Source organism: Thermomonas sp. (assembly GCF_035369645.1).
Classification (GTDB): domain Bacteria; phylum Pseudomonadota; class Gammaproteobacteria; order Xanthomonadales; family Xanthomonadaceae; genus Thermomonas.
Map to the genome: position 1 here is coordinate 1 of NZ_DAOOUM010000006.1, position 14,836 is coordinate 14,836.

The 14,836-nt window shown below is 60.0% G+C and carries 17 protein-coding genes; 12 read left to right on the forward strand and 5 right to left on the reverse strand.

The features are described from left to right. Positions 1-264: pentapeptide repeat-containing protein (locus PK789_RS11650; RefSeq protein WP_503011869.1), on the reverse strand; the 264-nt coding region annotated here is incomplete at its 3' end. A 122-nt stretch (positions 265-386) separates the two neighbouring features. On the opposite strand from PK789_RS11650, the gene PK789_RS02000 reads away from it, so the two are divergent. From PK789_RS02000 to PK789_RS02010, 3 genes are read left to right on the forward strand one after another with little or no spacing between them, the layout of a single operon-like run. Further along, positions 387-2,690 (forward strand): response regulator, encoded by a 2,304-nt coding sequence (locus PK789_RS02000; RefSeq protein WP_503011871.1) that lies wholly within the window; start codon positions 387-389, stop codon positions 2,688-2,690. Continuing rightward, complete coding sequence (locus tag PK789_RS02005; protein ID WP_288969413.1) at positions 2,687-3,661, forward strand: chemotaxis protein CheB; 975 nt, start codon at positions 2,687-2,689, stop codon at positions 3,659-3,661. The genes PK789_RS02000 and PK789_RS02005 overlap by 4 nt, the downstream gene beginning before the upstream one ends. A gap of 8 nt (positions 3,662-3,669) precedes the next feature. After that, the gene (locus PK789_RS02010; protein WP_288969414.1) at positions 3,670-4,140 is read left to right on the forward strand and encodes a chemotaxis protein CheW; all 471 of its coding nucleotides are present in this window, start codon (positions 3,670-3,672) and stop codon (positions 4,138-4,140) included. A gap of 49 nt (positions 4,141-4,189) precedes the next feature. Here PK789_RS02010 and PK789_RS02015 read toward each other — a convergent pair whose 3' ends face one another. Together PK789_RS02015 and bioA are read right to left on the reverse strand one after the other, a co-directional pair. Continuing rightward, the gene (locus PK789_RS02015) at positions 4,190-4,921 is read right to left on the reverse strand and encodes a 16S rRNA (uracil(1498)-N(3))-methyltransferase (RefSeq protein ID WP_288969415.1); all 732 of its coding nucleotides are present in this window, start codon (positions 4,919-4,921) and stop codon (positions 4,190-4,192) included. Next, entirely contained in the window at positions 4,912-6,318 is a 1,407-nt protein-coding gene (gene bioA, locus PK789_RS02020; protein ID WP_324306668.1) for an adenosylmethionine--8-amino-7-oxononanoate transaminase, read from the reverse strand. The genes PK789_RS02015 and bioA overlap by 10 nt, the downstream gene beginning before the upstream one ends. A gap of 29 nt (positions 6,319-6,347) precedes the next feature. Here bioA and nudE point away from each other — a divergent pair, with 29 nt between their 5' ends. The 4 genes from nudE to PK789_RS02040 are packed head-to-tail and all read left to right on the forward strand — an operon-like array spanning position 6,348 to position 8,744. Continuing rightward, positions 6,348-6,899 carry an ADP compounds hydrolase NudE gene (gene nudE, locus PK789_RS02025; protein WP_324306670.1) on the forward strand — a complete coding sequence of 184 codons (552 nt, stop codon included), beginning with the start codon at positions 6,348-6,350 and terminating at the stop codon, positions 6,897-6,899. Then, on the forward strand, positions 6,889-7,683 hold the full coding sequence (gene cysQ, locus PK789_RS02030; protein WP_324306672.1) for a 3'(2'),5'-bisphosphate nucleotidase CysQ: 795 nt from the start codon (positions 6,889-6,891) through the stop codon (positions 7,681-7,683). Before nudE ends, cysQ begins: the two co-directional genes overlap by 11 nt. Beyond that, entirely contained in the window at positions 7,680-8,501 is an 822-nt protein-coding gene (gene mazG, locus PK789_RS02035) for a nucleoside triphosphate pyrophosphohydrolase (protein ID WP_503011870.1), read from the forward strand. The genes cysQ and mazG overlap by 4 nt, the downstream gene beginning before the upstream one ends. Before the next feature lie 54 nt (positions 8,502-8,555). After that, the gene (locus tag PK789_RS02040; RefSeq protein ID WP_324306674.1) at positions 8,556-8,744 is read left to right on the forward strand and encodes a hypothetical protein; all 189 of its coding nucleotides are present in this window, start codon (positions 8,556-8,558) and stop codon (positions 8,742-8,744) included. Positions 8,745-8,774: 30 nt separating this feature from the next. On the opposite strand, the gene PK789_RS02045 is transcribed toward PK789_RS02040, so the two are convergent. After that, positions 8,775-9,185: a hypothetical protein gene (locus PK789_RS02045; protein WP_324306675.1), complete on the reverse strand. Its 411-nt coding sequence runs from the start codon at positions 9,183-9,185 to the stop codon at positions 8,775-8,777. 73 nt (positions 9,186-9,258) lie between these two features. Beyond that, positions 9,259-9,600 (reverse strand): DMT family protein, encoded by a 342-nt coding sequence (locus PK789_RS02050; RefSeq protein ID WP_324306676.1) that lies wholly within the window; start codon positions 9,598-9,600, stop codon positions 9,259-9,261. A gap of 110 nt (positions 9,601-9,710) precedes the next feature. Between PK789_RS02050 and PK789_RS02055 the strand changes: the two genes are divergently transcribed. The 5 genes from PK789_RS02055 (at position 9,711) to PK789_RS02075 (ending at position 14,733) form a co-directional block, all read left to right on the forward strand. Continuing rightward, positions 9,711-10,412 carry a response regulator transcription factor gene (locus PK789_RS02055; RefSeq protein ID WP_324306677.1) on the forward strand — a complete coding sequence of 234 codons (702 nt, stop codon included), beginning with the start codon at positions 9,711-9,713 and terminating at the stop codon, positions 10,410-10,412. Positions 10,413-10,421: 9 nt separating this feature from the next. Then, positions 10,422-11,132, forward strand: coding sequence for a sensor histidine kinase (locus PK789_RS02060; RefSeq protein WP_324306679.1), 711 nt, complete (start codon positions 10,422-10,424; stop codon positions 11,130-11,132). Between the two features lie 135 nt (positions 11,133-11,267). Next, positions 11,268-12,797: an efflux RND transporter periplasmic adaptor subunit gene (locus PK789_RS02065; RefSeq protein ID WP_324306680.1), complete on the forward strand. Its 1,530-nt coding sequence runs from the start codon at positions 11,268-11,270 to the stop codon at positions 12,795-12,797. After that, positions 12,797-13,501 (forward strand): ABC transporter ATP-binding protein, encoded by a 705-nt coding sequence (locus tag PK789_RS02070; protein ID WP_324306682.1) that lies wholly within the window; start codon positions 12,797-12,799, stop codon positions 13,499-13,501. Before PK789_RS02065 ends, PK789_RS02070 begins: the two co-directional genes overlap by 1 nt. Continuing rightward, complete coding sequence (locus PK789_RS02075) at positions 13,498-14,733, forward strand: ABC transporter permease (protein WP_324306683.1); 1,236 nt, start codon at positions 13,498-13,500, stop codon at positions 14,731-14,733. The genes PK789_RS02070 and PK789_RS02075 overlap by 4 nt, the downstream gene beginning before the upstream one ends. Positions 14,734-14,836: the final 103 nt, after the last annotated feature.

The following is a 14,836-nucleotide window of genomic DNA, read 5'->3' on the forward strand; positions in this document are numbered from 1 at the left end:
AAGCCGAACGCCTCGAAGCCGAACGCCTCGAAGCCGAACGCCTCGAAGCCGAACGCCTCGAAGCCGAACGCCTCGAAGCCGAACGTGTCGAAGCCCAGCGTCAGGAAGCCGAACGGATCGTGGCGGCGCGTGCCGAAGCCGAACGTCAAGAAGCCGAGCGTGCAGCCGCGTTGCGTGCTGAAGCCGAGCGGCAGCAGGCAGAGCGGCGTGCCGCAGAAGCACAGGCAGCGGCCAAAGCCCGCGAATTTGCGGCACTTGCGGCATTGCAGGCCACAGCAGCGGCGGCGGAAGACCCGGACGAAGCCTTGGATACCAGCGAGCTGGATATCGAGCTGGTCGATATCTTCGTCGAAGAGGGTGGCGATTTATTGGACCACTCCGATGGGTTGCTGGCGCAGTTGCGCGAACAGTCCGACGACCAAGAAATGATCGTAGGTTTGCAGCGCGACCTGCACACACTCAAGGGTGGCGCACGCATGGCCGGCATGATGTCGGTCGGCGAATTGGGTCACGCCATGGAGTCGTTACTGGAAGCCGCAGCGGCGCAAAAAGTCGAACTGGGCGAAGCCGGTGTCTCCCTGCTGGAGCGTGGGTTCGATCGCTTGCACGGCATGATTACCCGTATCGCGGCACGCCGTGCCGTGGGTATGCCAGAGGCACTGATTGAAGAGTTCACCGCGCGCGCAGAAAATCGCGTGGTGGTGGAACAAGCCCCGGTCGAATTGGCCGAAGCAGTGGCAACCACCGACGACGCGACGGCTGTGCCGACGGCAAAGCCGACCGCCAAAGTGGTGCCGCTCAAGCCACTGTCTGCACCCATCCAGCAAGACATGGGTTTGGACGACGACGATGCGGGCGTGCGCGCACCGCAAGAACAAGTCCGCATCCGTGCCGACCTGCTCGACCGTTTGGTGAACTACGCGGGCGAAGTGGCGATTTATCGCGCGCGCTTGGAACAGCAGCTGTCGGCGTTCCGCAGTACCGCGCAGGAAATGGAACAAACCAACCTGCGTCTGCGCGATCAGCTGCGGCGTCTGGATTCAGAAACCGAAGCGCAGATCATCGCCCGCTATCAACGCGAAGGCGATGCGGGGAGTGAAGCCTTCGATCCGTTGGAACTTGACCGTTTCAGCACCCTGCAACAGCTCTCTCGCGCGCTGGCCGAATCGGCGGCCGACTTGCAGAGCTTGCACGGCTCGATGGAAGACCTCACCCGTCAGTACGAAACCCTGTTGACGCAACAGTCGCGGGTGAGCTCGGAGCTGCAAGAAGGCCTCATGCGTACGCGCATGTTGCCGTTCGATTCGTTGGTGCCGCGTCTGCGCCGGGTTATCCGGCAGGCGGCCACCGAGACGGGCAAGCAAGCCCAACTCAAACTGGATGGCGCACAAGGCGAACTGGACCGCAATGTGCTGGAGCGCATGACCGCGCCACTTGAACACATGCTGCGGAATGCCATCGCACATGGCCTAGAAGTGCCGGATGTGCGACGCGCTGCCGGTAAGGATGCCGAGGGCAGTATCCGCGTGGCAGTGCGGCGCGAAGGTTCCGAAGTCGTGTTGCAAATTTCCGACGATGGTGCCGGTTTGAATCGCGATGCGATCCGTTCCCGCGCAATCGAGCGTGAATTGATCCAAGCCGATGCGGTGCTGTCCGAGACCGAGTTGGACGAGTTGATCATGCAGCCCGGCTTCTCCACTGCCGAAACCGTCAGCCGTCTGGCAGGCCGTGGCGTGGGTATGGACGTGGTGGCCAGCGAAGTGCGTCAGCTGGGCGGTACCATTGATATTGCGTCGCGCTTGGGTGAAGGCACCACCTTCACCTTGCGTTTGCCGCAGACCTTGGCGGTGACCCAAGCGGTATTCGTCAAGATTGGCGAAACCGAATACGCGGTGCCGATTGCCTCGGTGCGTGGCGTGGGCCGGATCAGCCGCGAAGAATTGGCCAAACCGGATGCCAGCTATCGTTATGGTGGCGAAGACTACGTGCTGCATGATTTGGGTGCGCTGGTCGGCTCGGCCACAGCCAAGGCCGAAGGCCACTTGCAGATGCCGCTGTTGTTGGTGCGTTCGGGCGATTTGCGCGCGGCGGTGGCGGTGGATCAGGTGGTGGGCAGCCGCGAAATCGTGGTGAAATCTGGCGGCCCGCAATTGCTGTCGATCCCCGGCATCTTCGGCGCCACCATCATGGGCGATGGCCGCGTGGTGGTGATTTTGGACGTGGTGCCGTTGGTGCGTCGCTTCGTGACTGCACCGCGCGAAGCTGCCCCGGTGGTGTCGGCGGTCGAACAACGTGGGGTGCCGCTGGTCATGGTGGTGGACGACTCGGTCACCATGCGCAAGGTCACCGGCCGCGTGCTGGAACGGCACAGTTTCGAGGTGGCGACCGCGAAGGATGGCTTGGATGCATTGGAGCGGATGGCCGATTTTGTCCCCGACTTGATGCTGCTCGACATCGAAATGCCACGCATGGACGGTTACGAGTTGGCGACGGCGATGAAGGCCGATCCACGTTTGCGCAACGTGCCGATTATCATGATCACCTCGCGTACCGGTGAAAAACACCGCCAGCGCGCGATGGACTTGGGTGTCGAACGTTATCTGGGCAAGCCGTATCAAGAAGCCGAGCTCATGCGCAATGTGTTTGAACTGCTCGGGGTTGAAAACACGGGCGATGGAAACCTGCAATGAGCAGGCGTCGGGTAGTGGTGGTGGCGCGCGCCGGTGCGGCGCGCGAACGCACCGAGGCGGCCGTGCGCGGCGCTGGGGCCGAGTTGGTGGCGGTGTTGGATCCCGCTGCCGACACGGTGACGGCATTACAGGCTGCAATGCCACATGCTGTCTTGGTGGTTTTGGATCCGATCATCGAAGCGACGTTGGATCGCTTTGATGATGCATTGGCCAATCCAGCACTGACTGTGCTGTTTGACGATGCCGATGTGGCTGCCAGGCGCGAAGGCTGGGAGGCGGCACGCTGGATGCGCCATCTAGCCGCCAAATTGCATGGCCATGACGATGTATTGCCGGCGGTACCAAATCCCGATGCACCAAAGGATTTGGCGCAGGAAATGGAAATGCTTGCCAAGCAGGTTGCGGTGCTTCCGCTGAATACGGCAGAGCCGGTGAAAGCACCAGAATTGACCGAAGGTGCGGTGGTGATTTCGGCGGGTGTGGGTGGGCCAGATGCCGTGCGTCAGGTCTTGGCCAGTCTGCCGGAGGGGTTCCCGCGTGCGGTGTTGCTGCGCCAGCGCGTTGATGGCGGGCAATACGACAAACTGGTGCGCCAGATGCAGCGTGCTGCGCAATTAAAGGTCAGTTTGGGGCAAGCCGGCGACGTGCTTGCGCATGGGCATATCTATGTGTTGCCTGAACATGTCGATGTCCAGCAGGTTGAAGGTGGGTTGGCCTTGGTAGCAACCGAAGGTGTGGCCCGTTTTATCAATTTGCGCCCTGCTGATAGTGCCATGCTGCTGCTGAGTGGCGCCGACATTGCACTGGTGGATCCAGCACTCTCGCTGCGGCTGGGCGGGGCTTTGGTGTATGGCCAGGCACCTGAAAATTGTTTTGATCCCGCTACCAGCAAGCTGCTGGTGGCACGCGGTGGCGAGGCGCGTAGCTTGGCCGAAATTTCCCGTTCGCTGCTGCAACGCTGGCCAGTTTGAGGTAACCCATGTCCGAGATTGCCCACATCATTCGTGGCGTGCTCATCCAAGTGGCACAGGCACGCCTGCTGCTGCCCAACGCCACCATTGCCGAAGTGTTGTCGTTTGCGCCGCCAGAACCCGTTGCCGATGCGCCGGACTGGCTGCTGGGTCGTATCCGCTGGCGCGGCTGGCAATTGCCGTTGGTGTCATTTTCGCGGTTTGCTGAACTCGCCGATGAAGAGGGTGGCCTGGGTAGCAAGGTGATCGTGTTGAAGGCGCTGGGTGGCGATGAAAAGCATCCCTATTTCGCCATGTTGACCCAAGGCTTCCCACGCTTGGTGACGGTCACCGAGACTTCCTTGGTAACCTTGGAAGGCGATGACGACTTGCCGATGGGCGTGTTGTCGCGGGTGCGCCACAACGAAGACGAAGCGATGGTGCCGGACCTTGCTGCGCTGGAAGACAGCCTGCGCGAAACTTTGGCATTGGCGGTGTAACTCCGCAGCGGGGCTGTGGGTGCGCGCGGGATAGATACCGCCGATGCACTTACCCCAAATCCCCCGCTAAGACTTGCAGCGCCGCGATAGCGGCCAAGCCTGCGGTTTCGGTACGCAGGATGCGTGGGCCAAGACGCAGCCCTGCAAACCCGGCGGCCTGTAATTGCTCGCGGTCACGTGTGGACCAGCCGCCTTCTGGGCCAATGGCCAAGGTGCAAGCGGCCATGGGCGTGTCACGCAACAGGGTCAAGGACGTAGCGGCGGTTGGATCCATAAGGAAACCACACCCACTGCGCAAGCCTGCCGCCTGCGCAAGTGGCTGTGGTGGCAGCACCTCAGGAACGCGCGCGCGGCCACTTTGCTCGCAGGCTGCGATCACCACTTCACGCCAGTGCGCCACGCGCTTGTCGGCGCGCTGCGCATCCAATTTGACTTCACTGCGATCACTCATCACTGGCAGAATCTTGGCCACACCCAGTTCGGTGGCTTTTTGCAGGATCAAATCCATTTTTTCACCGCGCGCGATGCCTTGTAGCAGGGTGATGCGCAGGGACGATTCGTTGTTGATCTGGCGTGCGGCGAGCACCTCGGCCTGCGCTTCACGCTTGCCAAGCATGCTGATGCGCGCGTCGTAGTCGTGGCCATCGCCATTGAACAACACACAGGCATCGCCCACCTGTAAGCGCAGTACCCGCAGCAGATGTGCTGCGACATCTTCAGGCAACACCAAGGTGTGCCCAACCGCAAGCGGGGCTGTCACATAACTGCGGGTCAGGCGCATCGGCTTGCTTCCTCCAATGTTGCGGCGGTAACGCTGGCCAAGTGCTGCAATTGCGCAGTGTCAATGCAATACGGCGGCATCCAATACAACACATCCCCCAGTGGGCGCAGCAGCACGCCATGTTCCAAAGCGTGGCGATACATCCGCAAGCCGCGCCGGCCAGCGATTTCCACGGCGTGGCCATCGTCGTGGTTGTCGGGCTCTGGGGACAGTTCGATGGCGAGGATCATCCCGGTCTGGCGCACCTCGGCGACCAGCGGGTACGAGCGCAATGGCGCAGCCAAGGCCGCCATCATTTGCGCGGTGTCGTGGTTGCGTGCCAACACCGCATCGCTGGCAAAAATATTCAGCGAGGCCAATGCGGCGGCGCAGGCCAGTGGGTTACCGCTATAACTATGCGAATGCAAAAAAGCACGCTCGCGTGAATCATCCAAAAAGCCGTCGTAAATTCGCTGGGTGGCAAGCACCGCGCACAAGGGCAAAAAGCCGCCGGTCAGGCCTTTGGATAGACACAATAAATCGGGTTGGATGCCGCCCTGTTCGCAGGCAAACAGGGTGCCAGTGCGACCAAAACCCACCGCGATTTCATCGGCAATCAAGAAGATGCCATGGGTGTCGCACAGCTCACGCACGCGGCGCAAATACTGCGGGTGATGCATGCGCATGCCGCCGGCGCACTGCACCAACGGTTCCAGGATAAAGGCGCAGATTTCGCCAGCGTGCGTTTCAAACAACACCGCCAAGGCATCCGCAGCGGCGTTGGCGCGGGTGATGGCATCCGTCACGTTGCGGCTGCCAAAGGCATCGGGTGATGGCGCAAACAAAACGTCCAATAGCAATGGCGCGTACACGCGCCGATACAGCGGCAAATCGCCCACTGACAGCGCGCCGAGGGTCTCACCGTGATAGCTGCCGTGCAGGGCAACAAAGCGGGTGCGGCCGGTAATGCCTTGGTTGTGAAACCAGTGAAAGGCCATCTTCAGCGCCACTTCCACCCCGGCCGAGCCGTTATCGGCATAGAACACCTTGGACAGCGGCGCGCGTCCGGCCTCGCGCGGGGCAAGCGCGAGCAGACGTTCGGCCAATTCCACGGCCGGGGCATGCGAGCATCCGGCCAAGATCACCTGTTCCAATGTGTGGGCTTGGTTGGCAATGGCGGTGGCAATACGCGGCTCGGCATGGCCGTGGATATTGGTCCACCAACTGCTGACGGCATCCAGTACGCGCTGACCGTCATGCCCCACCAGCCATGCGCCATCGCCGCGTGCCACCGGAAATAACGGCAGGGCATCGGGGTGTTCGCGCATTTGTGTGCAGGGGTGCCACAGCACGGCCAAGTCACGCGCGCGCCACGCCTCGGCGGCGGCTATCATGGGGGCATCGTGAAGTCCTTTCATCCTGCCATTATCACCGCCGGGGCGGGTTTATGAGCCAGCGCCTGCCCATCATCCACGGTATCACCGAGCACGACGCCGGCCCGTACCGGTTGGAACGGCTTGACCTTGAATTTTCCAACGGTGAGCGCCGCCGCTACGAGCGCCTGCACGCACGCGGGCATGGCGCGGTGGCGGTGGTGCCGTTGCTGGATGCTGAGACCGTGCTGCTGGTACGCGAATACGCGGCCGGTGTGCATCGTTATGAGCTTGGCTTGGTCAAGGGACGCATGGATGCCGGCGAAACCCCCGCGCAGGCCGCCAACCGTGAGTTGATGGAAGAAGCCGGCTACGGCGCGCATGACCTGCAAGTGCTGCGCAGCCTGAGCTTGGCCCCGACGTATATGAGCCATCAAACCCATGTGGTGTTGGCGCGGGACTTGTACCCACAGCGGCTGGCGGGGGATGAGCCCGAGCCGCTGGAGCTGGTGCCGTGGAAGTTGGCCGATCTGGGGCAGTTGATTTTGCAAGAAGATTTTTCGGAAGGACGCACGATTGCGGCCTTGTTTATCGTTCGGGAGTGGTTACAACGCCATGGCACTTGATCAAACTCTGCGCGAGGGCGTCATCGCGTTGGCGCACCACGCCGCCAATGAAATTCTCAATGTCTATGACAGCGAATTTGCAGTACAGCACAAGGCCGACGACTCCCCACTGACCGCAGCAGATTTAGCCGCGCATCGTTGCATCGTGGCTGGCTTGCAGGCGTTGACGCCAGATATTCCGGTGTTGTCGGAAGAGTCCAAAGACATCAGCACCGAACAACGCCGGCAGTGGTCGCGGTTTTGGTTGGTGGATCCGCTGGATGGCACCCGCGAGTTCGTCAAGCGCAATGGCGAGTTCACCGTCAATATCGCCTTGATTGAGGATGGCGTAGCGACGTTTGGCGTGATCCAGCAACCGGTCACTGCGCGGCTGTGGTATGGCACCGCCGGGCAAGGGGCGTATCGGCGCGAGGCCGGGCAAGAGCGCGCCATCCGCGTGCAGGCACCCGCATCGGTGCCGCTGCGGGTGGCTGTCAGCCGCTCGCATCGCGATGCGCGTACCCTAGAGATGCTGGAAAAACTACCGGCGCATATTGAAATGAATTGCGGCTCCTCATTGAAATTTTGCAGTATTGCCGAAGGCGCATTGGATTTTTACCCGCGCTTTGGTCGCACCAGCGAATGGGACACCGCCGCAGGACAAATTATTTTGGAAGCCGCAGGCGGCGCGCTGCGTGACTTGCAGGGCCGGCCGTTTCGCTACAACCAGCGCGATACCCTGCTCAATGGCGATTTTCTTGCCGTGGGCGATGTTGCACTATTTGACCAGTTGCCACCGTTGTGAGCGCAGCACCCGGTATCGAGGCGCTGTTGGACATCATGGCGCGCCTGCGTGACCCGCAGCACGGCTGCCCGTGGGATGTGCAGCAGACCTTCAAAACGATTGCCGCGTACACCATCGAAGAAGCCTACGAAGTGGTCGATGCGATCGATCGTGGCGACATGGCTGAGCTTCAGGACGAATTGGGTGATTTGCTATTGCAAGTGGTGTTCCATGCGCGCATGGCGGAGGAGCAGGGCGCATTTGCATTTCCCGATGTGGTGACGGCGATTTGCGACAAGATGACGCGGCGGCACCCGCATGTGTTTGGCGATGTGCGCTATGCCGATGCCGACGCGCAACTAGTGGCTTGGGATGCCCTCAAGCGTGCCGAACGCACGGCCAATGGTGTGCAAGATACGTCGGCACTGGCCGGTATCGCGCGCGGTTTGCCGGAGTGGCAGCGCGCGCTGAAATTACAGAAAAAAGCCGCCAGCATTGGCTTTGATTGGCCCGGCCCTGCGCCCGTGTTGGAAAAATTGACCGAAGAAATTGAAGAAGTGCGTGCCGAATTTGACGCGGTACAAGCAAACCCAAATGACGCCGCTGCGAGCGATCGGCTGGAAGATGAGTTAGGCGATATTTTGTTTGTCTGTGCCAACCTAGCGCGACATGCCAAGGTGGATGTGGGGACCGCCTTGCGCCGCGCCAACCGGAAATTCGAACGCCGCTTCCGGGCAATGGAGACACTGGCAGAAGCAACCGGTGGCTTGGCGGGAAAGTCGCTGCAAGAGCAGGATGCGTTTTGGGAACAAGCCAAAGCGATGGAGCGGCAAGGCTGATGGCGAGTGGCCTGCAGATCCGGCGCAAACAGCCCGCATAGGGGAAAGATAACGATGCGCGCACAGTGGACGGGGTTGCTGATTGTCTTGCTATTGGCGCTGCTGCCGGCGCATGCGCAGGTACAGTTGGCGCGCTACCTCAAGCAGGATGCGTATCTCATTATCAAAATTTCGCCTGACCGCCAGTATTACGCCGTCACCGTGTCGCTGCAACATCGGGTGGGGTTTTGTGATTTTGTGTAAGTCGGATAGTAAGCCAACCTACCGTTTAGATCAGGGACGATAGTTGCCAATATAAGTCGCACCGTCTGGCTTTACTGCATACATTCGACAATCGTGGGCAGCATCCGAGCAAGCCATGGCAAACTGCAGGCTTGCATCACTGGCGGACAGGGTGCCGGAAGCCGAACCGTTTGCTGCCTTGGCTACTGGGTGGGCTTGTAAGGCGTCACTCTTGGGGCGGTTGTAGTGGCCAACCACGCGGCATCCGGAATAGTCACAATAGTTCACGGTGCACATGGTGGCATTGCAGGTGATGATTGTGCACCCAGTGGAGCAATTCGTCACTGGTCCTGTTTCCGGTGGGTTCGGGCTGGTTTGTGCAGCGGCGGGCGGTGATGACAAAAACAAAGAGAGCAGCAAGAGCATCGCGCAAAACCCGACAAACTTCGATGCGATATTCATTGTTGATCATCCATGTTCAGGGTTGAGTGGCAAAACTAGCATGTTCCGGGAGGGGGGGGGCAATGCCTTCGCATCACTCCAGAAAAATCAACCACGCCGCGACCAGAATCAAACCAAAACCGGCCCAGTGGTTCCACTTCAATGCCTGCCCAAGATAGAGCGTGGAAAACCCGGCAAACACCAGCAAGGTGATGACTTCTTGCATGCCTTTGAGCTGCGGTGCACTGTAGGCGGTACTGCCGATGCGATTGGCGGGGACCATTAGCATGTATTCGAAAAAGGCGATGCCCCAGCTGATTAGGATGACTTTGGGGAGTGCAACACTGCGGTATTTGAGGTGGCCATACCAGGCAAACGTCATGAAGACGTTGGAGCACAGCAGCAAGAGAGGTGTCAGAAGGCGAGCGTAGGGCATGCGCAGGCTGCGGCAGTCGAAAGCCAAAGCTTACCCCTTCACGTGGCTACAACTTGCATGCAGGCATGGTGGGCGAACGACGTCGATGATGGACAGGCAGGAAGGCAGATATGCGCGAGCAGGAACCGGCGGGGTTGATCCTCATCGTGGAGGACAATCGCAATATTTCCGAAATGGTGGGCGAGTATCTGGAGGGGCGTGGGTTTGATGTGGATTACGCCAGTGATGGGCTGGATGGCTATCGGCTGGCATCAAAAAACACCTATGACGCGATCGTGCTGGATCTGATGTTGCCGCGTATGGACGGCATGGAAGTGTGTACGCGTTTGCGTCATGAGGCGCGGAAAACCACGCCAATTTTGATGTTGACTGCGCGCGATACCTTGGATGAAAAGCTCAACGGGCTGTCGTCAGGGGCGGATGATTATTTGACCAAGCCCTTTGCCATCCGTGAGTTGGAAGCACGCTTGCGGGTATTGATCCGGCGCGACCATCGGCTGATTGGGGCAGAGGTATTACGGGTGGCAGATTTGGAGCTTGATCCGGCATCTCATCGTGCGACGCGGTCCGGGCAACACCTGCAGCTTTCGCCCACGGCGCTGCGTTTGCTGGGCATTTTGATGCGCGAATCACCACGGGTAGTGAGCCGGCAGGAGATCGAGCGCGAAATCTGGGGCAATGACTTGCCAGATTCGGACACACTACGCAGTCATTTGTACAACTTGCGCAAGGTGGTGGATAAGCCGTTTGCGCAGCCGTTGTTGCACACCGTACAAAGCGCTGGTTATCGAATCGTGGCGTTGACAAGCTGAGTGCAAGTGATGGCAGTGTCCAAACGGCGCGGTTGCAGTGCATCTACTGGGGCTGCACTTGCAGCCAAGACCGAGCGTGAGCATGAATTTACGCATGCCGCCAGTCATGAGTTGCGCACGCCATTGACCGTCATTCGCGTAGCGCGGGATTTGATCGAACAAGATCTTGGCTTGTCAGAAGCATCGCGGCGCTCGCTGGTGCGCATTCAAGGCGCCATCGGGGAGATGGAGAATATTCTGGATGCGCTGCTATTGCTGGCGCGTAGCGATGATTGCGTATTGGAAAATATGGAGTTTTCAGTATGCGAGGTGATGGCCGTGGAGCTTGACCGCATCCAGCCTGCGGTGCAGGCAAAAGGCCTGACGTTGCAGTGGGAGCAGGCCGCAGCGCCAATATTGCATGCACCGCCACGGGTGTTGCAGGTGATCGCGAGTAAATTATTGGCCAATGCGGTGCGCTTTACCGACCACGGTGAGATACGGGTACGGGTGCTGGCGGATCGGGTGCAAGTGGAAGACACCGGTATCGGCATGGATGCACAGGCATTGGCGCATGCGCATGCACCGTTCTACTGCGCACGGACAGGGACAGTGGGTGGGCCGGGGCTGGGTTTGTCGGTGGCGCATCGCTTAGGGCAGCGTTGTGGGTGGGCAATCCACTTGGAAAGCGAGCCGGCTCAAGGCACACGCGCCAGCATTATCTTCGCGGCGCAACAATAGGCCAGACGGCACAGGTAGCTGGCACGACGGTTGGGCAGGATGGTGCTGTCAACCGAACGCGCTACGGCGCGTTCATCCCGCAATCCTAATTGATCGTGCCCGTCCATGAGCCAACCGCGCCGTTCTACATTTCCCTTGTCAAAACTTGCTGCCATCACCGCCGTTGTTCTGGCTGTGGGTGGGGGGTGGTATTACTGGAGCAAGCATAAAGGCGCAGATGCGGCCGGTGGCTATCGCACGGAAACCGTGCAGCGTGGGGATATCCGGGTGGCGATTTCTGCCACCGGCACCTTGAGTGCCATCACCACGGTGACGGTGGGTAGCCAGATTTCCGGGCAGGTCACCGATGTGCTGGTGGATTTCAATTCGCCAGTGAAAAAGGGGGACATCCTTGCCAAAATCGACCCATCCACTTATCAAGCCCAGCTGGAACAAGGCAATGCGCAAATCGCCAGTGCCCGTGCGCAATTGGCACAAGCGCAAGCGAGCCTGCGCAATGCCGGCTTAGATTTTCAGCGCAAGCAAGAGTTAGCGGGGAAAAAATTAATTGCGCAAAGCGATTTGGATTTGTCGCGTACCGCGCGTGACCAGGCGCAGGCGCAGGTGAATGCGGCGCAGGCGTCGATTCGGCAGCAGTCGGCATCGCTCAAGACCACCGAGGTCAATATCAGCCGCGCGGTGATTCGTTCGCCCGTCGATGGCGTGGTACTAACCCGCTCGATTGACCCCGGGCAAACCGTGGCGGCCAATTTCTCGGCCCCAGTACTGTTCACCATCGCCGAAGATTTGTCGAAGATGAAAATCGAACTGGCGGTGGACGAGTCCGATATCGGCCAAGTGCATGTGGGGCAAACCGTCAGTTTTACCGCTGACGCCTTTCCTAATCGTCAATTCAAAGGCGTGGTGAAACAAGTGCGGATGGCCGCCACCACCACCAATAACGTGGTGACCTATCCGGTCGTGGTCAGCGTGGACAATAGTGACGGCACCTTGCTGCCGGGGCTGACGGTGAACGCGCAAATTGAAGTCAATAAGCGCGACGGCGTGCTCAAGGTGGGCAATGCTGCGCTGCGCTTCAAGCCGGCCGATGGCTCGCCATTGGCGGAGATGAAGCCTGAAGGTGCTGGCCCCAGCAGTGGCAATGGCAGTCGTGGCGCAGGAATGGGCGATGACTTGAAAACCATGGTAGCCACGCTGGCACTGAAGCCGGAGCAGAAAACTGCATTTGATGCCGCCTTGGAAGAGATGCAGCGCAAGCAGGCCGAACGCGCGGCGCAGTGGCAGTCGGGTGCCAAGGCACAGAGTCAAAACGGCGGTAGCAAACTGTTTGGCGGCGGCGGTATGCGTTCTGGCGGCGGCAATGGTGGCGGCGATGCCAACATGATGGCGCAGATGCGCGCCCGCATGCGCGACCGCATGAGTCAGCAATTTGCGGCGTTTGTGGCTACCTTAGACGATACCCAGCGCGGCCAGTGGACGGCGGGTGTGGATGCCTTGGTCAATGCCAAGCGGGTGTTGGCGTACAAATTGGTCAACGGCAAGCCGCAGCCGGTGATGATCAAAGTGGGTGCCAGCGATGGCTCCAACACCGAAGTGTCCGGCCGCGATATCAAGGACGGCGATACCATCATTTCGGGTGAGCGTACGGCTGCGGAGAGCAAGTGATGGCCGCCCCCGTTCCGGTGATCTTGACCAACCAATTGGGCAAGGTGTATTCCGCCGGTACCGAGGCGGAAGTGGTGGCACTGCATGGCGTGAATTTACGCATCGAGCGCGGCGAGTTCGTGGCCATCATGGGGCCATCGGGGTCGGGTAAATCCACCTTGATGAATTTGTTGGGTTGTCTGGATACCCCCACCAGTGGCCGCTGCGAATGCGATGGTGTGGATGTCGCCACACTGGATGCCGAACAATTGGCGCAATTGCGTCGCGACAAAATTGGTTTTGTGTTTCAAGGCTTCCATCTGTTGCCGCGCATGAACGCGACCGACAACGTGGCGATGCCGATGGGCTATGCGCAGATTCCCCCAGCCGAGCGCCGTCGGCGGGCGTTGGCAGCACTGGAGGCTGTGGGCCTTGGCGGGCGTGCCGACCATTTCCCCAATGAACTTTCCGGCGGCCAACAGCAGCGCGTGGCGATTGCGCGCGCGTTGGTCAACCACCCGCCCATCCTGTTGGCCGATGAGCCCACCGGCGCACTGGACAGCAAGACCGGCGAGGAAATTTTGACCTTGTTCAAACGCCTACGTGATGACGGCCATACCGTGATTTTGATTACCCACGATGCCCAAGTGGCTGCGCATGCCGATCGCACGTTTGTGATGCGCGATGGCGAATTACACGCGCAGACCGAGGTAGAGGCCGCATGAACTATTCCGACATTTTTCGTACCGCGTTTTTTGCTTTGCGTGGCAATTGGATGCGCAGCGCGCTGACATCACTCGGCGTGATCATTGGTATTGCCGCAGTGATTGTGATGGTCTCGATTGGCCAGGGCACGCAGGCCGAAATCGACAAAATGGTGTCGGGCCTTGGCTCGCAGCGTTTGGATATTGGCAGCGCCGGCGGCATGGGGCCGGGCGGCGCGCGGATGGCGCAGGGTAGCCGCTGGTCACTCAATGAAGGCGATGTGGATGCCATTCGTAGTGAGGTGCCGGAGGTGCAATACGTGGCCGGTTCGTTACGTGGTGGCACCCAGGTGGTGTTTGCTGAAAACAACGCATCCACCCAATGGCAGGGCGTGCAGGCCGATTGGTTTGCCATCAACGATTGGAAAATTGCCCAAGGCCAAGGGTTTGATACACCCGATTACGGTGGCAGCACCAAGCCGGTGATCTTGGGCGAAACCGTACGCAAAACCTTGTTTGGGGATGAAAGCGGCATCGGGCAAAGCATTCGCCTTGGGCGGGTACCATTTACCGTGGTCGGCGTGTTGGGCGGCAAGGGCCAAGGCGGCTTTGGCCAAGACCAAGACGACATCGTGGTGGTGCCGCTGGAAACCGCGCGGCGGCGGTTATCCACCTCGCAGGGCATGCCACCGGGCGCTGTGCAGTCGATTGCGGTGGGCGTGGACGATGCCAAGCACTTAGATGCCGCGCAGGCGGAAATCGAAGACTTGCTGCGTCAGCGCCACAAAATTCAGCCGGGCGCAGATGATGATTTCGCGGTGCGCAATATCAGCCAAATCGTCGCAACGCGCACCGCCACCACCAATTTGATGTCCAAGCTGCTGGGCGCGGTAGCCGGTATCTGCCTCATTATTGGTGGCATCGGCATCATGAACATCATGCTGGTGTCGGTGACCGAGCGCATTCGCGAAATCGGCCTACGCATGGCGGTGGGTGCGGGCCCGCGTGATGTGCGGCGGCAATTTTTGATGGAAGCGATGCTGATCTCGCTGATTGGCGGAATCATTGGTATCGCCATTGGCGTGGTGGGCGCGCTACTGGTCAGTAAATTTGGTGAGCTGCCGGTGCAGCTCAATGCCAAGGTGGTGCTGCTGGCGGCCACGTTCTCCATTTGCACCGGGCTGTTTTTTGGCTATTACCCGGCACGCAAAGCCAGTCTGCTGGATCCCATCGAGGCCCTGCGTTCGCAATAGTTGCGTCGACTTTGCGATTCTTTAACAGACGGCAGGTGCGGGGCTTGTGGCAAAATGGCCGCTTGCTCGGCTACCTGCGATGTGCCTCATGCCTGTTTGTGCC